This is a genomic window from Streptomyces sp. CLCI03 (assembly GCF_053615355.1).
This window is the reverse complement of record NZ_CM132132.1, coordinates 4,755,278-4,775,269: the sequence shown is the minus strand read 5'-3', so window position 1 is coordinate 4,775,269 and position 19,992 is coordinate 4,755,278. Positions and strand designations below refer to the sequence as shown.

19 protein-coding genes and 1 tRNA gene are annotated in these 19,992 nt (G+C 71.7%); 7 read left to right on the top strand and 13 right to left on the bottom strand.

Features of this window, described 5'->3' with window-relative positions; all coding sequences use genetic code 11:
• Positions 1–56: 56 nt before the first annotated feature.
• The 3 genes from ACWG52_RS22160 to ACWG52_RS22150 are packed head-to-tail and all read right to left on the bottom strand — an operon-like array spanning position 57 to position 3,576.
• On the bottom strand, positions 57–941 hold the full coding sequence (locus ACWG52_RS22160) for an SDR family oxidoreductase (RefSeq protein ID WP_389815372.1): 885 nt from the start codon (positions 939–941) through the stop codon (positions 57–59).
• The gene (locus tag ACWG52_RS22155; RefSeq protein WP_390140405.1) at positions 938–1,894 is read right to left on the bottom strand and encodes an alpha/beta fold hydrolase; all 957 of its coding nucleotides are present in this window, start codon (positions 1,892–1,894) and stop codon (positions 938–940) included. Before ACWG52_RS22155 ends, ACWG52_RS22160 begins: the two co-directional genes overlap by 4 nt.
• Positions 1,891–3,576: a flavin-containing monooxygenase gene (locus tag ACWG52_RS22150; protein WP_390168398.1), complete on the bottom strand. Its 1,686-nt coding sequence runs from the start codon at positions 3,574–3,576 to the stop codon at positions 1,891–1,893. Before ACWG52_RS22150 ends, ACWG52_RS22155 begins: the two co-directional genes overlap by 4 nt.
• Positions 3,577–3,753: 177 nt before the next feature.
• On the opposite strand from ACWG52_RS22150, the gene ACWG52_RS22145 reads away from it, so the two are divergent.
• Complete coding sequence (locus ACWG52_RS22145) at positions 3,754–4,455, top strand: MerR family transcriptional regulator (protein ID WP_389815366.1); 702 nt, start codon at positions 3,754–3,756, stop codon at positions 4,453–4,455.
• On the opposite strand, the gene ACWG52_RS22140 is transcribed toward ACWG52_RS22145, so the two are convergent.
• Complete coding sequence (locus ACWG52_RS22140) at positions 4,437–5,240, bottom strand: exodeoxyribonuclease III (protein ID WP_389815363.1); 804 nt, start codon at positions 5,238–5,240, stop codon at positions 4,437–4,439. The two genes, ACWG52_RS22145 and ACWG52_RS22140, sit on opposite strands and share 19 nt — an antisense overlap.
• A gap of 38 nt (positions 5,241–5,278) precedes the next feature.
• Between ACWG52_RS22140 and ACWG52_RS22135 the strand changes: the two genes are divergently transcribed.
• Entirely contained in the window at positions 5,279–5,776 is a 498-nt protein-coding gene (locus tag ACWG52_RS22135) for a GNAT family N-acetyltransferase (RefSeq protein WP_266360831.1), read from the top strand.
• Positions 5,777–6,035: 259 nt separating this feature from the next.
• On the opposite strand, the gene ACWG52_RS22130 is transcribed toward ACWG52_RS22135, so the two are convergent.
• Positions 6,036–7,397, bottom strand: coding sequence for a CoA transferase (locus tag ACWG52_RS22130; protein WP_389815359.1), 1,362 nt, complete (start codon positions 7,395–7,397; stop codon positions 6,036–6,038).
• Positions 7,398–7,525: 128 nt separating this feature from the next.
• Here ACWG52_RS22130 and ACWG52_RS22125 point away from each other — a divergent pair, with 128 nt between their 5' ends.
• The 4 genes from ACWG52_RS22125 (at position 7,526) to ACWG52_RS22110 (ending at position 10,512) form a co-directional block, all read left to right on the top strand.
• Positions 7,526–8,512 (top strand): aldo/keto reductase, encoded by a 987-nt coding sequence (locus tag ACWG52_RS22125; RefSeq protein ID WP_389815356.1) that lies wholly within the window; start codon positions 7,526–7,528, stop codon positions 8,510–8,512.
• Between the two features lie 194 nt (positions 8,513–8,706).
• Positions 8,707–9,027, top strand: a complete 321-nt coding sequence (locus tag ACWG52_RS22120) for a hypothetical protein (RefSeq protein ID WP_390140402.1) — start codon at positions 8,707–8,709, stop codon at positions 9,025–9,027.
• A 34-nt stretch (positions 9,028–9,061) separates the two neighbouring features.
• Positions 9,062–10,204, top strand: a complete 1,143-nt coding sequence (locus ACWG52_RS22115) for a polymorphic toxin type 44 domain-containing protein (RefSeq protein ID WP_390168384.1) — start codon at positions 9,062–9,064, stop codon at positions 10,202–10,204.
• A complete protein-coding gene (locus ACWG52_RS22110) occupies positions 10,201–10,512 on the top strand; it encodes a hypothetical protein (protein WP_389815353.1) in 312 nt (103 codons plus the stop codon). Before ACWG52_RS22115 ends, ACWG52_RS22110 begins: the two co-directional genes overlap by 4 nt.
• Positions 10,513–10,792: 280 nt before the next feature.
• Here ACWG52_RS22110 and ACWG52_RS22105 read toward each other — a convergent pair.
• The 7 genes from ACWG52_RS22105 to galU all read right to left on the bottom strand — a co-directional run bounded on the left by ACWG52_RS22105 (position 10,793) and on the right by galU (position 16,216).
• Positions 10,793–10,866 (bottom strand) — tRNA-Ala (locus ACWG52_RS22105).
• Between the two features lie 78 nt (positions 10,867–10,944).
• Entirely contained in the window at positions 10,945–11,985 is a 1,041-nt protein-coding gene (sepX, locus tag ACWG52_RS22100) for a divisome protein SepX/GlpR (RefSeq protein WP_389815350.1), read from the bottom strand.
• Positions 11,986–12,165: 180 nt separating this feature from the next.
• Positions 12,166–12,774 (bottom strand): GNAT family N-acetyltransferase, encoded by a 609-nt coding sequence (locus tag ACWG52_RS22095; protein ID WP_375937664.1) that lies wholly within the window; start codon positions 12,772–12,774, stop codon positions 12,166–12,168.
• A 17-nt stretch (positions 12,775–12,791) separates the two neighbouring features.
• The gene (locus ACWG52_RS22090; protein WP_390140425.1) at positions 12,792–13,283 is read right to left on the bottom strand and encodes a MogA/MoaB family molybdenum cofactor biosynthesis protein; all 492 of its coding nucleotides are present in this window, start codon (positions 13,281–13,283) and stop codon (positions 12,792–12,794) included.
• 92 nt (positions 13,284–13,375) lie between these two features.
• Positions 13,376–13,855 (bottom strand): cyclic pyranopterin monophosphate synthase MoaC, encoded by a 480-nt coding sequence (moaC, locus tag ACWG52_RS22085; RefSeq protein ID WP_030012065.1) that lies wholly within the window; start codon positions 13,853–13,855, stop codon positions 13,376–13,378.
• A gap of 74 nt (positions 13,856–13,929) precedes the next feature.
• Complete coding sequence (gene glp, locus ACWG52_RS22080; protein WP_389815346.1) at positions 13,930–15,309, bottom strand: molybdotransferase-like divisome protein Glp; 1,380 nt, start codon at positions 15,307–15,309, stop codon at positions 13,930–13,932.
• 4 nt (positions 15,310–15,313) lie between these two features.
• Positions 15,314–16,216 carry a UTP--glucose-1-phosphate uridylyltransferase GalU gene (galU, locus tag ACWG52_RS22075; RefSeq protein WP_030717144.1) on the bottom strand — a complete coding sequence of 301 codons (903 nt, stop codon included), beginning with the start codon at positions 16,214–16,216 and terminating at the stop codon, positions 15,314–15,316.
• Between the two features lie 95 nt (positions 16,217–16,311).
• On the opposite strand from galU, the gene ACWG52_RS22070 reads away from it, so the two are divergent.
• Positions 16,312–16,926 carry a 5-formyltetrahydrofolate cyclo-ligase gene (locus tag ACWG52_RS22070; RefSeq protein WP_389815342.1) on the top strand — a complete coding sequence of 205 codons (615 nt, stop codon included), beginning with the start codon at positions 16,312–16,314 and terminating at the stop codon, positions 16,924–16,926.
• 23 nt (positions 16,927–16,949) lie between these two features.
• On the opposite strand, the gene ACWG52_RS22065 is transcribed toward ACWG52_RS22070, so the two are convergent.
• On the bottom strand, positions 16,950–19,823 hold the full coding sequence (locus tag ACWG52_RS22065; RefSeq protein WP_389815339.1) for a penicillin acylase family protein: 2,874 nt from the start codon (positions 19,821–19,823) through the stop codon (positions 16,950–16,952).
• Positions 19,824–19,992 lie beyond the last annotated feature (169 nt).

Sequence of the window (19,992 nt, the reverse complement as noted above, 5' to 3'; positions counted from 1 at the left end):
GCGCCCCTCGGCGCCGTGTGCGGGCCCGTGACGGACGGGCCGGAAGCCTGGGTCGATCAGTGACTCTGTGTGCGCTCCTTCTCGTCCGCCGCCCCGCCGGCTCCGACGAGCCCCTTGGACACACCGCCCAGGCGCGGTTCGAAGCGCTTCATCTCGCGCTGCCCGACCGTCGCGATGATTCCCGGCAGGTAGCCGCGCATCCCCTGCATGCCGCGCAGCCACCACTGCGCGTACACGTGCGGCGAGCGCCGCTCGATGCCCGCGACGATCCGGTCGACGGCCGGCCCCAGCGGGTACGTACGGTTCGACGGCCACGGCAGCCGCTGCCTCAACTCCCGCATGACCTCGTCCTGGTCGGCGCCGCGCACCATGTCGGTGTCGGTCCAGGAGAGGTAGCCGACGCCGACCTTGACCCCCTTGTACCCGACCTCCGCGCGCAGGCAGTGCGCGAAGGCCTCGACCCCGGACTTGGAGGCGCAGTAGGCGGTCATCATCGGCGCCGGGGTGATCGCGGCGAGCGAGGCGATCTGGAGGAAGTAGCCGCGGCTCTCCGTCAGGACGGGCAGGAAGGCGCGGGCCGTGACGGCCCCGCCGATCAGATTGACCTCGATCACCCGGCGCCAGGCGTCCGGGTCCGAGTCGGCGAACGGGCCGCCGGCGGCCACGCCCGCGTTGGCGACGACGACGTCCACCTTGCCGAAGCGCTGCTTGACCTCCTCGGCGACGCGGGCCATGGCCTCGTGGTCGGTGACGTCGGCGTACCAGTGGTCGCTGTCGGTGTGCAGCCGCTCGGAGACCTCCTTGAGGGCCTCCGGCTCCAGGCCGACGAGGGCGATCTTCGCGCCTCGGGCCGACAACTTGCGGGCCAGCAGCTCGCCGACCCCGCGGGCGGCGCCGGTGACGACGGCGACCTGGCCTTCCAGACTCCTGCGAGCGCTCACGGCGTCTTCTCCTTCTCGGTGGTGCCCAGATCGGTGGTGTCGGGTCGCGCGGTACCCAGGTACCGCTCGGCGAGCTCGCGCAGGACGCCGGTGACGGCCTCGGGGGCCTCGACCGGCGTCATGTGCCCCATGCCGGTGAGCTCGGTCAGGCCCACGCAGTTCGGCAGCGCGGCCGCGAGCCCGCGGGCGTGCACGATCGGGGTGAGCCGGTCGGCGGTGCCGCCGATCACGGCGGTGGGTGCCGTGAGGCGGGCCACGTCGGCGTCGAGGTCCAGGCCGGCCAGCACCTGCGACCAGGCGTGACGCACCCCGGTGGGGCAGGCGTGGACGATACGGGCGCACGCCTCGACCTTGTCGGGTGCGGAACCGGGGCCCATGGTGGCGTACTTGAGGACCTTCCGGGCCACCGGCGTGACCGGCCCGAGGGGGGCGCGGGAGCCGAGGACCGCGCCGGTGACACGGGTCCGGACGCGCCCGGCGCGCACCGGCACGACCAGCGCCTCGTCCACCAGCCGGGAGCTGCCGGTGCTGCACAGCAGCGCGGCGGCGGCCCGCGCGGCGAACTCGGGCCGGCCCGCGGCCGCCATGATCGTCATTCCGCCCATGGAGTGCCCGGCGACGACCGCCCGCTCCCCGGGGGCGAGGGCGGCCTCCAGTACGGCCACCAGGTCGTCGGCGAGGGCGGTGGTGCTGTGCACCCGGCCGGCGGGGCTGCGCCCGTGCCCGCGCTGGTCGTAGGCGACGACGCGGTGGGTGGCGGCCAAGGCCCGGATCTGCGCGGCCCAGAAGGCGGTGGAACACGTCCAGCCGTGGGCCAGCACCACGGCAGGCGCGTCCTCGTCCCCGTGGACCTCGACGTGCAGGCGGGCCCCGTCGGCGGAGACGGCGACGAGCTCCCGCCGTGCGACGGGCGGGGCGTAGGGCCCGGAGACCACATGCGTCAGCCGACTCACGCGACGTCCTCCGCCTCGGATACGACCCCGCCGGCGCTTGAGCCGCCCCGCTCAGCCCCGCCGGCGTTCGAGGCGCGGGGGTCCGGGGGCAGAGCCCCCGGCAACGGTGCCGCGCCGACACCGACACCGGCACCGGCACCGGCACCGGCAGGCGAAACGGTGGCCGCCACGGCCACCGGGACCCGCTCCGGCTCCGCGACCCGCAGGACCTCGTACTCCGCCAGATCGACGCTCCGCGTCTCCCGACGGAACTCGCCCGTCGTCCCCGGCCAGACCGTCGTGTTGCGTCCCTGCGCGTCCAGGTACCAGCTCGTGCAGCCGCCGGTGTTCCACACGGTCCGCTCCATACGGGCCTGCACCTGCCGGTTCCACCGGTGGACGGCGGACGGCCGGGCGCCGAGCGCGACCTTCCCGCCGAGCATGCCGAGCTGCCGCAGGTAGTCGGCCATGTAGTTGAGCTGCGACTCGATCATCAGGATCATCGAGCTGTTCCCGAGCCCGGTGTTCGGCCCGATGATCGTCATCCAGTTGGGGAAGCCGGCGGCGGTGGCCCCGCGCAGCGCCTGCATCCCGTCCTTCCAGGCGTCCGCGAGGGTCCGCCCTTCCGCGCCCACCACCCGGTCCGCGATCGGCATGTCCGTGACGTGGAAGCCGGTGCCGAAGATGATCGCGTCGACCTCGGTCTCGGTCCCGTCGGCGGCGACCAGCACCGAGCCGCGGATCTCCTTGAGCCCGGAGGCGACCAGGTCCACATCGGGCCGGGCCAGCGCCGGGTAGTACTCGCTGGAGAGCAGGATCCGCTTGCAGCCGATCCGGTAGGAGGGTGTCAGCCGGGCGCGCAGTGCCGGGTCCTTGATCGAGCGCGCCATGTTGGCCTTGGCCAGGGACTCGATGAGGCCGAGCTGGTTCGGGCGCTTGGTGAAGGCGCTGACCTGGAGCTCCCGGATCCCCCAGAGCAGCCCGCGCCGCGCCGCCCGGGTGAAGGGCAGCCGGCGGTGCAGCCAGCGCTCCACCGCGGTGATGGACCGGTCGGTGCGCGGCATGACCCACGGCGGGGTCCGCTGGAAGAGGGTGAGTCGCTCCACCTCGGGGGCGATGGCCGGGACGATCTGGATGGCCGAGGCACCGGTTCCGATCATGGCGACGCGCTTGCCGCGCAGATCGTAGTCGTGGTCCCAGCGGGCGGAGTGGAAGACCTTGCCGGGGAACTCGGCGAGCCCGGGGATCTCCGGCATCTTCGGGTCGGACAGCGGCCCGGTCGCGGAGACGACGACGTCGGCGGTCAGCTCCCCGGCCGAGGTCTCGATCTCCCAGCGCAGTTCGTCCGTGTCCCAGCGCATCATCAGCACCTCGGTGTCGAGCCGGATGTGCCGGCGCAGTCCGAAGGTGTCGGCGACGTGCTCCAGGTAGGCGCGGATGGCCGGCTGTCCGGAGAAGGTCCGCGGCCAGTCGGGGTTGGGGGCGAACGAGAACGAATAGAGGTGCGAGGGCACGTCGCACGCACACCCCGGGTAGCTGTTGTCGCGCCAGGTGCCGCCGACCGAGTCGGCCCGTTCCAGTACGACGAAGTCCGTGATCCCTTCACGTCGCAGCCGTACGGCCGCGCCGAGCCCGCCGAATCCGGACCCGATCACCGCCACCCGTACGTGCTCGCGCCCGTCCTTGCCGCTCGTCCCGCCCATGCCCATGCCCGCCGCCTTCCGCTCATCCGCAGTCCCAGCCACGCACCGCACCGCAACGCCACACCATCGAAACACTGCCAGCAATCACTGGCACAATCGGGAGGGTAGAGCAGCTCCGTACTCATGGGTAGGGGGCGGACCCGGAAAGTTACTGCCGGTACGCCATAAGGTGCGTCTGTGGCGAAGGAAGAGACGCAAGCGAAGACGGTGCGCGAGTACCGCACGGAGGAACTGGCCGAAGCGGCCGGCATCCCGGTCCGCACCCTGCGCTTCTACCGCGAGCGCAAACTGCTCCCACCGCCCCGCCGCGAGGGCCGCATCGCCTGGTACGACGACCACCACCTGGCCCGGCTGCGCACCATCGCCGCCCTGCTGGAACGCGGCCACACCCTCGGCGGCATCGCCGAGCTGACCGCCGCCTTCGAGAGCGGTCGCGACGTCGGCCAGCTCGGCGAGCTGCTCGGCATCGGCTGGTCCGAGGAGACCCCGGTCCGGCTCACCCCGGAGGCGCTCGCCGACTACTTCGAGGGCGAGGTCACGCCGGAGAACCTGGCGGCCTCACTGGACCTCGGCTACGTCGCCGTCGACGGCGACGCGATCGTGCACGTCAGCCGCCGCCTGCTGGACGTCTCCTCGGCCCTGGTCCGCGAGGGCGTGCCGCTGGCGGCCGTCCTGGAGACCGGCCGCCGCGTCCGCGAGCACGCGGACGCGATGGCCCTGCTCTTCACCGATCTCATATCGGCCCACATGTCACCCGACGCCCTCACCCGCCTGCGCCCGCTGGCGAAGAGCGTGGTCGAGGCCGAGCTGACGATGGCGATGGACCGCCTACTTGCTTCGGGCGGCCCGGACGGCCCGGGTCAGGCGCCCAGCTCGTAGACGACGGTCACGGGCGCGTGGTCGGACCAGCGCTCGGGGTGCGTCTCCGCCCGCTCCACGAAGGCCTTCACCGCCTTCGCCGCCAGCCCGGGGGTGGCCACCTGGAGGTCGATCCGCCAGCCGGCGTCGTTGTCGAAGGCCCGCCCGCGGTAGGACCACCAGGAGTACGGCCCCTCGGCGTCCGGGTGCAGTTCCCGCACCACGTCGACGTAGCCCGCCTGCGCGTACACCTTGCCGAGCCACTCCCGCTCCTCGGGGAGGAAGCCCGCGTTCTTCCGGTTCGTCTTCCAGTTCTTGAGGTCGGCCTCCTGGTGGCAGATGTTCCAGTCACCGCACACCACGACCTCGCGGCCGTCGGCGGCGGCCCGCACCTTCAGCGCCGCCAGGTACGTCAGGAACTCGTCCATGAACCGGTACTTCTCGTCCTGCTTCTCCGTCCCGGCCTCGCCCGAGGGCAGGTAGAGGCTGGCCACGGTCACACCCGGCAGATCGATCTCCAGGTACCGCCCGCTGTCGTCGAACTCCGCGCTGCCGAATCCCACCTGCACGCGCTCGGGCTCCCGCCGCGTGTAGAGCGCGACCCCGGCCCGCCCCTTGGCGGCGGCCGGAGCGAAGACGGTGTGCCAGCCCGCGGGGGTCCGGATCCCGTCCGGGATCTGCCCCTCCTCGGCCCGTACCTCCTGCAGGCAGACCACATCGGCGTCGGTTCCGTCGAGCCACGCCCCGAAGCCCTTCTTGGCGGCGGCGCGGATCCCATTCACATTCACGGAGGTCACAGTGAGCATCCCAGCACCATAGCGGGAGGGTTCCGTACGATATTCGAATGTCTCACCGGATAGACCTCCGCACCGTGCCGTACGACCACCCGGACGCGGTCAAACTCAACGACCAGGTCCAGCTGGAGTACCAGGAGCGGTACGACGGTGAGGGCGACGCCACCCACCTCGACCCGGCGATGTTCGTGCCGCCGCACGGCCTGTACCTGCTCGCCTACGACGCCACGGGCACCCCGGTGGCGAGCGGCGGCTGGCGCACCCAGGACGAGAACGACGAGGGCTACGCGGACGGCGACGCGGAGCTCAAGCGCATGTACGTCGTCCCGGAGGCCCGGGGCCTGGGCCTCGCCCGCCGCATCCTGGCGATCCTGGAGGAGGACGCCCGCGCGGCGGGCCGCCACCGCATGGTCCTGGAGACGGGCGACCAGCAGCCGGAGGCGATAGCCCTGTACCTCTCCTCGGGCTACGCCCTGTCCGAGAAGTTCGGCCACTACCGCTTCTACGAGTCGAGCCGCTGCATGACCAAGCCCCTGACCGAAGCCTGACCCCGACCGGCTCTCCCAGTCCCGCCGGCGCCGCCTCCAGCCCCGCCGGCATTCGGGGCGCCCCCTCCAGCCCCGCCGACGTCCGAGGCTCCCCCTCCAGCCCCGCCGGCATTCGGGGCGCCCCCTCCAGCCCCGCCGACGTCCGAGGCTCCCCCTCCAGCCCCGCCGACGTCCGAGGCTCCCCCTCCAGCCCCGCCGGCGTTTGAGGCGCGGGGGTCCGGGGGCGGCGCCCCCGCAACGGCGCCGCACCCGTCCACCCCTACCGCGGGAGCCAGCCGGCCCGATCGGCCCCCCACCGCGACGGCCCCAACGCCCACTCCCCGAAGGGACTGGCGGCGTGCCGCAGCACCCCGTACCCCGACGGAGTCACCCGCAGCCACGGCTCCGCCGAGTAGCCCCCCGCAGCCCCCACCGGCGCCCCCACCGGCTCCCGCCCCAGCCCCCGCACCAGCCACGACGCGGTCCCCGCCAGGGAGAACCGCAGCCCCCGCCCACCGCCCTGCGCCAGCGCCCGCAGGACACCGGCCGCCACCAGATACCCCGTCCCGTGGTCCAACGCCTGCGCCGGCAGCACTCCGGGCTCCCCTCCCGGCTCCCCACACGCCGCAGCGATCCCGTACCCCGCCTGCACGAGCGAGTCGAACCCCCGCCGCCCCGCCCAAGGGCCCCGCGCCCGCCACCCCCACGCGCACAGCTCGGCCACCACCAGACCCGGCCACCGTTCCAGCAGCTCCCGCGCCCCGAACCCGTACCGTTCCAGCGCCCCCGGCCGGTAGCCCGTCACCACCACGTCCGCCTCGGCCAGCAGCCCCTCGAAGACGGCCCGGTCCTCGGCCTCCGCCAGGTCCAGCAGCGCCGACCGCTTCCCGAAGCCGGTGTCCGCGTACGCGTCGTCCGACTCCGGCAGCCCCGGCGGGTCGATCCGCAGCACGTCCGCCCCCAGCAGCCCGAGCGTGCGCGTGGCGACGGGCCCGGCGATGACCCGGGTCAGGTCCAGCACCCGCACCCCCGCGGCGGGCCGGCCGGCCGGGGCCGCGCCGAGCGGCCGGCCCCGCGCCCCTGATTCCCGTACGGGCTCCAGCAGCGGCTGCGGTTCCCCGTACTCCCGCGCCACGGCGACGGCGAGTCCACCTTCCCCGTAGGCGAGTTCCTGCACCTCGACCGCCGTCCGCCCGCCGACCGCCGCACGTACCGCCTCCGGCGTCGCCGACGGCAGCCGCAGGGCCCGTACCAAGGCGGCCTCGTGGTGCGGATAGTTGGCGTGCGTCCGTACCCAGCCGTCCGCCGTCCGCCAGAAGCCGGACAACGGCGCGAAGGTCACCGGTGCGCGACCCTCGACGCGCAGGTGTCGCTCGCTGACGAACGCCGTGGCCACCGCGCCCTCGTCCACCACCAGCGGAGCCACGTCCCGCGCCCCGCCCCCGGCCCGCACCGCGGCGAGCTCCCCGGCGGCCAGTCCGCAGGCCGCGACGGTGGCGCGGGCCAACTCGGCCACCGGCAGCGGCCCTTGTCCCAGATCGCCGACCCCGCGGTGGCGCACCCGCCCGACGAGTTCGGGCGCCCCGCCGAGCGCCTCCCAGGCCTGGGCCGTTCCGTTGCTTCGTTCCTCACCGATCGTCATGAACGCATCCTCGCCCGGCCAACTCCCCGACGGGACCGAGGAAATAAGCACTTCGCCCGGCCGGTGGTGTCGGGTACGTTGTGCGGCCGGCCCGCGGGCCGGACATCCCTGAACCGAAAGGCATCACCGTGAAGTACCGCGTCATCGGCACCGCCGTCGAGACCCGCCGCGAAGTGAGCGTGCTGAGCCTCGGCACGATGACCTTCGGCACCACCGTCGACGAGGCCACGTCGTACGCGATCCTCGACCGTTTCGTGGAAGCGGGCGGCACCTTCGTCGACACGTCCAACAACTACGCGTTCTGGGTCAACGGCACCCAGGGTGGGGAGAGCGAGGAACTGGTCGGCCGTTGGCTGCGCAGCCGCGGCATCGGCGACGAGATCACCGTCGCCACCAAGCTGGGCGCCCGCCCCAACCAGCCCACGAGCGGCTTCAGCCTCGATGTGGAGGGGCTGTCCGCGAAGGTCATCCGGGAGTCCGCGGAGCGCAGCCGGGAGCGGCTCGGCATCGAACGCATCCACCTGCTGTACGCGCACATCATGGACGAGAACACCCCGCTGGAGGAGACCGTCCGCGGTTTCGCCGAGGTCGTCGCGGACGGCACGGCGGGCCTGCTGGGCGCGAGCAACCACTGGGCCTGGCGGGTGGAGCGCGCCCGGACGCTGGCCGCGGCGGCCGGCGTCCCCGGCTACGAGGTGCTCCAGCACCACCACAGCTACCTGCGCCAGCGCACCGATCTGCCGAGCCTGCGCTCGCCGGACGGCAACCAGGGCCTGGTGGGCGGCGATCTGCTCAGCTACGTCCGGGACAACCCGTCGCTGACGCAGGTCGCGTACTCCCCGCTGATCGCCGGCGCCTACGTCCGCGAGGACAAGCCGCTGGGTCCGGGCTTCGACCACGCGGGTACCGAGCCGCGACTGCGCGCGGTCCGTGAGGTGGCCGCCGAGACCGGAGCCACCGTCAACCAGGTGGTGCTGGCCTGGCTGATGGGCGGCGACATACCGGTCCTGCCCCTGGTCGGCGCCTCCTCGGTGGCCCAGTTGGAGGAGAACCTGGCCGCGGTCGACCTCGACCTCACCCCGACCCAGCGCACCCGCCTCGACACGGCGCACTGACCCACAAGCACGCGCCCGACGGCTGTTTACGGACACCTCTGGCCATACCTATGGCTGCGGCTCGGGGGCCACCTACGATCCGAACCAGGGAACTGGGGAGGATGAGCATGTCAGGAGACGCAAACAGCACAGGACCAAAACTGAACCGCGCTGATGGTGTACCGGGCGGCTTCCTGACTCCGGGAGGTGGAAGCGTGTTCAGCTCGACTCCTACGGACAAGAAGGCAGCCGCGAACACCATCGAGACCGAGCTGGAGCCCAACACCCAGAAGGCCTCAGACGGTGCGAAGGAAAACACGAGCGCGGCGGCAAGGACCCTTGACGGCTGGGAGACGGCTTCCGGCTTGAAGAAGTTGACGGAGACCTGGAACCAGCAGGTCAAGACGCTGATGGGACGCCTGAGCGCCGAAAAAACCTCCCTGCGTGGCACCTCGGGCCTGTTCGTGCGGAACGACGTACACACAGGTGACGAACTGCGGACACTGGGACCGAAATCCAAGCTCGAAGGACTGTAGGGGGATCGGGCACGTGTTGACGTACCAGGAAGTCATGACGACTGACCTCGGCGTCCTGACGACAGCCGCGGAGAAGTGGCAATCCGTGGCCGCTGATCTGTCGAAGGTGGAAGAGCGCTACGGGGAGACGGTCCAGAAGATCACCCTGGGGCAGAACTGGCTCGGGTTCAGTGTGGAAGCGGCGCAGACCAAGTTCGCGACGACTCGGCGCGAGTACAAGTCAGCGCAGACCGAGGCGAAGGCAGTGGCCAAGCTCCTGACAGACGCGCACACCGGTTTCGTGGACCTGAAGAAGAAGGTCGAATCGGCGCGGGACGACGCCGTGGCCGCGGGAATGGCGGTCTCGGCAGAGGGACGTGCGACCTTCGACTTCACGCGGGTCCAGGACCCCGCGCAAGCACGGATGCTGCGGCGCGACCCGGATCTGAAGAGCGTGGAGGAGTCCTGGACCACGCACATCGCCGCGGCGGTGAGGGCGGTGGACGAGTTCGACAAGGCCGTCAAGCAGGCGCTCGAAGCCGTGGTCGTGGACGGGAACGTCCTCGACGGCACCGTCGGGGGGTTCAACGCCTCGGCCAGTCCCGTCATCCCGCCGACGGGGGCGGCGCGGAGCGAGCACAAGTTCACCGATGCCGAGACGTGGATCTTCGAGGAGATGAAGCGGAACGCGAAGTCGGACACGGTCGGGCAGATACGTTCCCTGCTGGACAAACCCGAGTGGTACGAATTCGGGCGCAACTACGGTTCCGACATCAACGCGGCGCTGACGATGTGGGGCGTGAAGGTGGCTCCGGGGCAGGACTGGGACCACAAGCCGCAGCTCCAGGAGCGGTACGACCTTCAGACGCGTGACGACTACTACTTCAAGCAGCCCGGAACGAACCGCGAAGTCTTCTACGACATCTACTCCAACGTCCACTACGGATACGTCGGCCGTGCGGCCGGCTTCGACGCGGACACCTTGATCAAGGGCGCCTCCCTTGGAGAAACGCTACTCACCGGGGACGACGACCAAGGCGATCAGATCACCATGCGCGTCGGCATGGACCTCTACGACAAGTACGGCGACAACCTGACCGAGGAACAGCTCCGGCAAGGGATCAACGACGCGATGGACCGGATGGAACAAGCGCAGCGCAACGGCGAGAACGTCCCGCAGGTCAGGAATCGGAAGTGACGCGGGGGCAGTGGGGCTGTGCGGTCGCCCCCGTGGCCGGTCTGGCCGCCGGCGTGCTCGGGTCGGTACTGCTGGCAGCCGCCTGGCGGGCATGTGACGTAGGGGTGAACAGCGCGGCCAACGGGCTCGCGCTGATCTTCTACGGAGCCCTGCTCGCGATCACGGCAGCGGCGTGGTGGGCGGTGCTCATCGGGTACGTGGGACGTTGGAACCTCACGGTCGCCCTCCTGGGCGGCACGGCCGGCACCGCGGTCATGGTGTGGATTTTCGTAGCCCTCCTCCAGGTCCCCGACGGCTACCGCTGCTGACGAGACCACCCGGGCGCGGTGAAGCGCCGATCCGCCACCCCCACCGAGGGCCGGCCGTGCCGATGTGTGGCCCTGCGGAAAGGGGAGCTCCAGCCTGGAGCGAGTGCGGGAGGCGGCCCCGGCCCGAACGCATGCCGAGCCGAACACTCATCCACCCTGCACAGAAGCCGAGTCGGTGGGCCTGCGGCAGCACGCTCCACAAACGCCGAGATCCCGCCCGGTCTTTCGACCGGACGGGATCTCGTGACGTTCCCGAGAGCTACTCGCGAACTGTCGTCTGTGGACCTGTGGGGATTTGAACCCCAGACCCCCTCGATGCGAACGAGGTGCGCTACCAGACTGCGCCACAGGCCCTTGCGACGTGTGAAACATTAGCATCCCCGCGCGGGTGCTCCAAAACCGATATCCCGGAGCGTCCGCGCAGGTCATCGATCACTCGTTCGCGGCGCGCGGGCGGTCCTCGCCCTCGTACTGGTCGAACAGCGGGGTGCGTCCCCGGCCCTGGCCGCGCGGGCGCGGGGTGGTCTGGGCCTTCGGGTCCGGCCCCTGCTCCGACTTGGGGGCCGCGGGCTGGGCGCGCAGGCGGGGTTCCGTCGGCTCGGCCGTGCTGGAGCGGGTCGCGCTCCAGGCGTCCGGGGCCGCCGGGCCCGTGGCGCGGGGGGCCACCGGGGCGGTCACGTACGTCGGCAGCGGGACCGGGACGGGCTCCCAGCTCTCACCGCGGGCGGGGCCGCGTTCGCGCTCGCGCTGCTGGTCCACCCACTCGGCGTGATCGGTCTGCTCGACCAGTGCGCGCCGTCCGGCCTCCTGCGGGGAGACCGGTGGCGCGGGGTCCGGTTCGCCGCCCGACGCGGCCTCGGGCTCCCGGCGGCTCGGGCGGTTCTCCCGCAGCTGCCGCGCGGCCGCCTCGGCGCGCCGCCGGTCCATGGTGAACTCGTAGCGCCGTCGTTCCTGGACCCGCAGGTGCACGATGTACGCGCTCAGCAGCAGCGCGGGGACGGCGGGCGCCCACAGGTAGTGCAGGCCGCCCACCGCGGCGACGACCGCGCCGACGGTGAAGACCAGGAAGAGGAGCGCGGTGGTGCGCCGGCGGCGCGCGAGGACCTGGAGGCGCTGTTCGCGCCGGGCCCGCTCCGCGCGCTGCTCCCGTTCGACGGTGGCCGGTCTCGGCTCCGCCCTGGTCGGGGGCACGCCGAAGGCCCGGGCGTCGGCGTCGACGGAATCAACCGTTTCCGTCGCGGCGTCCGGGTCCGCGTGGGGCTGGGGCTCCGCCTGCTCGTCACCGCGCTCACGCAGCCCCTTGGCGTAACGGCGCTCCATTCCCGCTCGGCCGGAAAGCAGCCGAATGGCAGTGGAGAAGCGTTCCGTCGGACGGGCTTCGTTCAGCTCGTCCTGCCTCCGGAGCCACATGGGCACCAAGTAGGCGGCCCAGGCCCCGACAATGACTGCGTAGATGAGGCCGCTGCTGCTCACACCTCACACCGTAGAGGGGCGCGGCCGAGGGGATCGGCCAATTGGGCCGGTGTGTCGCACGATCTCGCTGATATCACGGACTTTTTTTGTGATTCTTCGGATCAGGTTATGGGCGAATCGGTTACCCGAGGCCATTAATTCGAACAAATATTCGCTTATCGGTGTGCGGTGAGACCGCCGCTATTTCGGCGGGGACGGCGAGTGGCGCGCCCGGTGCCAGCGGCGCAGCAGCCCCTCCGGGACCTCCTCGACCGTCACCGCGTAGACGAGGTGGTCGCGCCAGGCCCCGTCGATGTGCAGATAACGCGGCCGCAGCCCCTCCTCGCGCAGCCCCAGCTTCTCCACGACCCGTCGGCTCGGGATGTTCTCGGGGCGGATGCACACCTCGATCCGGTGCAGGCCGACCTTCCCGAAGCAGTGGTCCACGGCCAACGCGACCGCCGTCGGCATCACGCCGCGGCCCGCCACCTCGCGGTCCACCCAGTAGCCGATGTGGCCGGCGCACATCGAGCCCCAGGTGATCCCGGCGACCGTCAGCTGGCCCACCAGGCGGCCCTGGTACTCGATGACGAAGGGCAGCATCCGGCCCGCGTTCGCCTCCGCCCGCAGATGGCGGACCATCTGGCGGTACGTGGGCCGCTGGACCACCGGCCCCCACGGCGCGGGCGGCGGGATCGTGGCCTCCCACGGCCGGAGCCAGTCGCGGTTGCGCCGGTTGACCTCGCGCCAGGCCTTCTGGTCCCGCAGCTTTATCGGCCGGAGGGTGACATCGCCGTCCGACAGGACCACCGGCCAGGTCGGGCCGTTCAGCTCGGGCTCCCGGAGGGTGCCGCCGGTCGGGGATGGTCTCCGCCCCGCATCTGGTCCACCGCGTGCGGCAGGACGCGCGCCAGGACGGCGAGGCCGTCGCGGACCCCGCCCGTCGAGCCGGGGAGGTTGACGATGAGGGTGCGCCCGGCCACGCCCGCCAGGCCCCGGGACAGGGCCGCGGTCGGCACCTTCGCCAGGCCTTCGGCACGGATGGCCTGCGGGATGCCGGGGATCTCGTAGTCCAGCACCCGCGCGGTGGCGTCCGGGGTGCGGTCGGTCGGCGAGATCCCGGTCCCGCCGGTGGTCAGGATGACCTCGTACCCGGCGGCCACGCCCTCGCGCAGCGCCTGCTCCACGGGGTCGCCGTCCGGGACGACCCGCGGGCCGTCCACGGTGAAGCCGAGCCGCTCCAGCGCCTCGGCCAGCAGGGGGCCGCCCTTGTCGGCGTAGACGCCCTGCGAGGCGCGGTTCGAAGCCGTGACGACCAGCGCCCGGCCGAGCGTCCGCGGGGACCCCGCCGGCTCGTCGGGGGTGGGGGTGCCGTGGCTGTGGCTGTGCACGTCGCCGCCGCGCGGGGCGTTCACGAGCGCGCCCAGTCGCCGGACTTGCCGCCGGTCTTCTCCTCCACCCGGACGTCCGTGATGACCGCGCCCTTGTCGACCGCCTTCACCATGTCGATCACGGTGAGGCCCGCGACCGCGACGGCGGTCAGCGCCTCCATCTCGACGCCCGTGCGGTCGGTCGTCTTCACGGTGGCGAGGATCTCGACGGCGTCGTCGGCGACCCGCAGGTCCACCTTGACGCCCGAGACGGCCAGGGGGTGGCAGAGCGGGATCAGGTCGGGGGTCTTCTTCGCCCCCATGATCCCGGCGATGCGCGCGGTGGCGAGGGCGTCGCCCTTGGGAACACCCTCGCCGCGCAGCAGTTCGATCACCCGCGGGGCGACGAGGACGCGTCCGCTGGCCCGTGCCGTCCGGGTGGTGACGTCCTTCCCGGACACGTCGACCATCCGGGCCGCGCCGGCCTCGTCGATGTGGGTGAGCCTGCTTTCGGTACTCATTGCTGCGCCGCTCCGCTCTGGGCTCCCCGGGGAGCCTGTGTGGTGCGACACACGCTACCCGCACCGGCCCGACTTCAGCCGAGCAGGATCACTTCGAGCTCGGTCCCCGGCTCCACCGAGGTGACGTCCTCCGGTACGACCATCAGGGAGTCCGCGTGCGCCAGCGCGGCGATCAGGTGGGAGCCCGATCCGCCGACCGGGCTGACCGTGCCGTTCTCGGCGTCGTACGTGCCGCGCAGGAACTGGCGGCGGCCGGCCGGGGAGCCGAGTGCCTTGTCGGCGTCCAGCACCGCGCGCACGCTCGGCCGCCGGACCTCGGACTCCGGCAGCCCCATGAGGGCGCGGATGGCGGGGCGCACGAACAGCTCGAAGGAGACGTAGGAGGACACCGGGTTGCCGGGCAGCGCCAGCAGCGGGGTGTGGTCGGGGCCGATCGTGCCGAAGCCTTGCGGCTTGCCGGGCTGCATGGCGAGCTTGCGGAAGTCCATCCGGCCGCCGTCAGCCCCGCGGGCGGCCCCGCCGTCCGCGCCCTCGACCGCGTCGGAGTGCCCGACGGAGGACAGCGCCTCCTTGACGACGTCGTACGCGCCGACGCTGACCCCGCCCGTGGTGACCAGCAGGTCGGCCCGGATCAGCTGGTCCTCGATGGTGGCGCGCAGGGTGTCGGCGTCGTCCGCGACGGCGCCGACCCGGTAGGCGATGGCTCCGGCGTCCCGCGCGGCCGCGGCGAGCGCGAAGCTGTTGGAGTCGTAGATGGTGCCCGCCGTGAGCGCCTCGCCCGGCTGGACCAGCTCGCTGCCGGTGGACATGACCACCACGCGGGGGCGCGGCCGCACCCGTACGGTGCCGCGCCCGATGGCGGCCAGCAGGGCGATCTGGGGCGGCCCGAGGATCGTGCCGGCCGCGAGGGCAAGGTCGCCGGCCTGGACGTCGCTGCCGCGCGCGCGGACGTGCGCCCGGGCCTCGGCGGCGCGGTGCACCCGCACCTCGCCGCCCGCGTGTTCGGGGGCGGCGCTGGCCGGGGTCATCCCGGCGGCCGCGCCGCCGCCCGTGCCGCCGTCGGTCCACTCGACCGGTACGACGGCTTCCGCGCCGGGCGGCAGCGGGGCACCGGTCATGATCCGGGCAGCCTCGCCGGGGCCCACGGTGGGCAGCTCACCGCTGCCCGCCGCGACGTCCCCGACGACCGTCAGCACCGCGGGGAACTCCTCGCTCGCACCCTGGACGTCGGCCGTTCGGACGGCGTAGCCGTCCATGGAGCTGTTGTCGAAGGGCGGGAGGGCGACGGGCACGGTCACGTCCTCGACCAGGACACAGCCCTGGGCATCCAGCAGTTGGAGCTCGATGGGCTCCAACGGCCGGACGGCCGAGAGGACGTCCGCGAGGTGCTCGTCCACGGACCACAGACGGTGGCCGCCCGCCAAGCGTGGATGCTGCGGTGCGGAACTGCTCAAGGTGCTACATCTCCTCCGTGACGTAACGGTGAAGCCAGGTGCGGAACTCGGGGCCCAGGTCGTCGCGCTCGCACGCGAGACGGACGATGGCCCGCAGGTAGTCGCCGCGGTCCCCGGTGTCGTAGCGACGGCCCCGGAAGATCACGCCGTGCACCGGACCGCCGACGGTCTCGTCGGCGGCCAGCTTCTGCAGGGCGTCGGTGAGCTGGATCTCCCCACCGCGGCCCGGCTCGGTCTCCCGCAGTATGTCGAAGATCGCGGGGTTGAGGACGTAGCGTCCGATGACCGCGTAGTTGCTGGGGGCGTCCTGGGGGTCCGGCTTCTCGACGAGGCCGGTGATGCGGACCACGTCCTCCTCGTCCGTGGCCTCGACGGCGGCGCAGCCGTAGAGGTGGACGTTGGCCGGGTCGACCTCCATGAGCGCGATGACGGTGCCGCCGGTGCGGGCGTAGATGTCGGCCATCTGGCGCAGCAGCGGGTCGCGCGGGTCGATGAGGTCGTCACCGAGCAGGACGGCGAAGGGCTCGCGGCCGACGTGCGGCTCGGCGCACAGCACCGCGTGACCCAGGCCCCGCGGGTCGCCCTGGCGGACGTAGTGCATGGTCGCCAGGTCGCTGGACTCCTGGACCTTCTTCAGGCGGTCGTCGTCGCCCTTGGCGATGAGGGCCGACTCCAGCTCGTAGTTCCGGTCGAAGTGGTCTTCCAGGGCACGCTTGTTACGCCCAGTGATCATGAGAACGTCATCGAGCCCGGCCCCGACGGCCTCCTCGACCACGTACTGGATGGCCGGCTTGTCCACAACCGGGAGCATTTCCTTCGGGGTCGCCTTGGTCGCCGGGAGGAAGCGAGTACCGAGGCCAGCGGCCGGAATCACGGCCTTCTTGATCACGGGGTGCAACATAGTCATGCCCCGAACGATAGTGGCCTTCCGTCGAACACCGGACGGGTCCGCAGCAGGTAGGTGCAGATATGCCCCGATTCGGAAGGATATTGGATTTCCTCGTGGCAGAGAACCCGCCCCTCGCTTCCGCCAAGGCCGAGCTGCGCCGAGAATTGCTCTCCGCGCGCCGCGCCTTGTCTCCCGAACAGTGCCGCACGGCGGCCACCGCACTCGCCGTCACGGCGTTCGAACTGCCCGAACTGGCCGGCGCCCGCACGGTGGCGGCGTACGTCTCGATCGGCACCGAACCGGGCACCCGGGACCTCCTCGACGCCCTGCGCGCGGCCGGCAAGCGGGTGCTGCTCCCGCTGCTGCTGCCCGACAACGACCTCGACTGGGCCGCGTACGAAGGCCCGGCCTCGCTCGCCGAGGCCGCCCACCCGGGCAAGATGCGGCTGCTGGAGCCGACCGGCCCCGCGCTCGGACCGGACGCGGTCACCGGGGCCGACGCCGTGCTGCTGCCCGGGCTCGCGGTGGACGGCCGTGGGATGCGCCTCGGCCGCGGCGGAGGCTCGTACGACCGGGTGCTGGAGCGGCTGGAACGCGCCGGGGCGCATCCCGCGCTGGTGGTGCTCCTCTACGACGACGAGGTGGTCGCGCGGGTCCCGGAGGAACCGCACGACCACCCCGTACGAGCGGTGGCGACCCCGTCAGGGGTGCGCCGCTTCAGTGTGTGACGACCTGATCCGCGCCCTGCCCCTCACGAGCCCTCGGGCTTGAGGGTCAGGGTGTCGACCGTGGCCTTGTCGACGGCTTCCTTGCCGAAGGGCCACTCCAGCAGCTCGCCCTTGGCCCACATCGTCGTCTGGTCCGTGTAGTGCGCGTTGTACGCGTGCCCCGAGGCACCCGTCAGGTTGATCCAGCGCGACTTGTCGAGGTCGTTGAGGTTCACGACCATGCGCATCGACGGCACCCACGTGACCCCGTACCCGCTGGAGGCGTTCCAGCCGGTCGCGTTGACCGTGGCCTCGCCGCCGCCCACGTCCCACGGGCCGCGGTTGAGGAGCCACTGCATGAAGCCGGGGCCCTCGGTGCCGATCGTCTGGTTCTTCAGCGTCAGCTGGTGCAGGCGGCCCCAGCTCCAGGTGGACTGGTCCTTGCCGAGCTTGGCGGTCAGCTCCCAGCGGGCGTCGCGCATGGCCCGGGCGAAGAGCTCGTCACGGTTGGTGGCCGCCGGCAGGGTGACGGTCCTGGGGGTGCTCCACCACGGCGACTTCTCGTCCTTGACCAGGCGACGGACCACCTCGAACCAGCGGTCGCCGCCGTCGGGCTGCGCCGAGTCGGCGCCCCGGGTGCCGCATTCGCGGACGGTCTTGGCGAGGTCGTCGGCCGGGCCGGTGCCGTTGCCGACGACGCTCATGCAGCTGCCCTCGATCCGCAGCTCCTTGGGCATCTTGTCGCCGAACGACAGCTTGAGGATGTGGCGCCAGACGGCGTTGAAGTAGGCCGCGGCCGCCGAGTCGGGCTCCTGCGTGTAGTTCCAGCCGTCGAGCAGCTTCTGCGCGGCCCGCACGCCCGGGTCCGAGACCTCTATCTTCGCCAGCATCGGGGTCAGCAGCGCGGCGATCTCGCTGCTGTTGTCCATCTGCATGGTGCGCATGTCGTCGGTCGAGATCCGACCGCCGTCCTTGATCTTCGCCTCGATGAGGTCGTTGATCCGCTGGCTGCGGGCGCCGTAGCCCCAGTCGGTGGTCAGCAGGTTAGGGTACTTGCCGGCGCCGGTCCCGGTCTCCACGACCGCCTGGTTGGCGGTGACGATGTAGCCGCGGGACGGGTTCTGGTCCCAGGGCATCTCGCTCTGCGGGATGTAGCCGGCGTTGCCGTCCTTGGTGCCCTTCCAGGCGTACTTGGAGTCCCAGCCCGGGGCGGGCATCCGGCCGTCGCCCTGACCGCGCATCGGGATGCGGCCCGGGGCCTGGTAGCCGATGTTGCCGTTGGGGCCCTTGTTGTCGGCGTAGATCAGGTTCTGGGACGGGACCTCGAAGTCGGCGGCCGCCTTGCGGAAGTCGTCGAAGGTCTTGGCCCGGTCGAGCTTGAAGACCGCGTCCATGGACTTGCCCGGGTCCAGCGCCGTCCAGCGCAGGGCGACGGCGTAGCCGTCACCGCGGTCGGGGGCGGAGCTGGCGACGGGGGCGCGGCTGCCGACCGTACCGAGCTCCTCGCTGCGGTCCGAGACGAGCGGGCCGTTGTTGGTGGTCCGGACGGTGATCTTCTTGCTGTCGCCGCCCGCGATCTTGATGACCTCTTCACGGGTGGTGAAGGGGAGCACCTTGTTGTCGTAGACGTAGCCCTCGGGCTTGACCTGCTCCAGGTAGAGGTCGGTCACGTCGGCGCCGAGGTTGGTCATGCCCCAGGCGATGTCGGTGTTGTGGCCGATGACCACGCCGGGCATGCCCGAGAAGGTGTAGCCGGCCACGTCGTACTGGCACTGGGGCGAGACCGTGCGGCAGTGCAGGCCCATCTGGTACCAGACCGAGGGCAGCTGCGGGGACAGGTGCGGGTCGTTCGCGAGCAGCGGCTTGCCGGTCGTCGTGTACTTGCCGGAGACGACCCAGGAGTTCGAGCCGATGCCGCTGCCGTTGGGGCCGAGGATCGCGGGGATCTTGTCCAGGGTGTCGGCGAGGGAGGTGAGCTGGGTGCGCAGGCCCACGGTCGCGCCCTGGGCGGCGACGTTGTCGGCCAGCCCGTTGGCCGGGCCGCCGATCGGACCCGTGACGGTCGAGGTCTGGCCTGCGACGGTGTTGCCGCCGGAGCCGCTGCCCGAGCCGGTCCCGTTACCGGTGCCGGTGCCCGAGCCGCTGCCCGTGACGCCCTGCGGGGTGTACTTGCCGCCGTCGACCTTGCCGCCCTCGACGATCGGCTTGTTCCGGTCGAAGGGGTAGGGCGGGTAGAGCTCGTCGATCTGCGCCTGCGAGAGCTTGGTCGCCATCAGCGCGCGGTCGATCTCGTCCTGCATGTTGCCCCGCAGGTCCCACGCCATCGCCTTGAGCCAGGCCACCGAGTCCACCGGCGACCACTGCTCGGGCTGGTAGTCGTCGGTGAGCTTGAGGGCCGCGTGCTCGACGGAGAGGTCCTTGCCGGACTTCCCCTTCAGGTACGCGTTGACCCCGTCGGCGTAGGCCTGGAGATACTTCTTGGTCTCGGTCGAGAGCTTCTTGTCGAACTCTTCCTGCGCGACCTGGCGCCAGCCCAGCGTGCGCAGGAAGGCGTCGGTCTCGACCTGGCCGGAGCCGAACATCTCGGAGAGTCGGCCGGACGTCATGTGACGTCGGACGTCCATCTCCCAGAAGCGGTCCTGGGCGTGCACGAAGCCCTGCGCGCGGAAGAGGTCGTCGTCGTTGTCGGCGTAGAGCTGGGGAATGCCGTGGGCGTCGCGCTTGACGTCGACGGTCCCGGTCAGGCCCGGCACCTTGAGGGAGCCGGTCGTCTGGGGGAAGGAGGCGCGCACGCCGTCCACGCTCCAGTACGCCCCGTAGCCGAGGCCCGCGACGAGAGCCAGGACCAGGACGAGCACGATCAGACGGGCGCGTCGTCCCTTCTTCTTGACGGGAGGAGCGGTTTCGTTGGCGGGCATCGCTGTCCTTAGAGGGGCAGGGTGGTCCTGGGAGTGCTGGGAGCAACCATAGGCGCAGGACCGACTTCGTTGATCCGCCAGGGGTGGAGCTGGCGAGGACAGGGGCGAACAGGCGTTTCACAATGTGGTTATCGCGTAAAGGGCGCGTCAAAGATTAGGTAAGGTAACG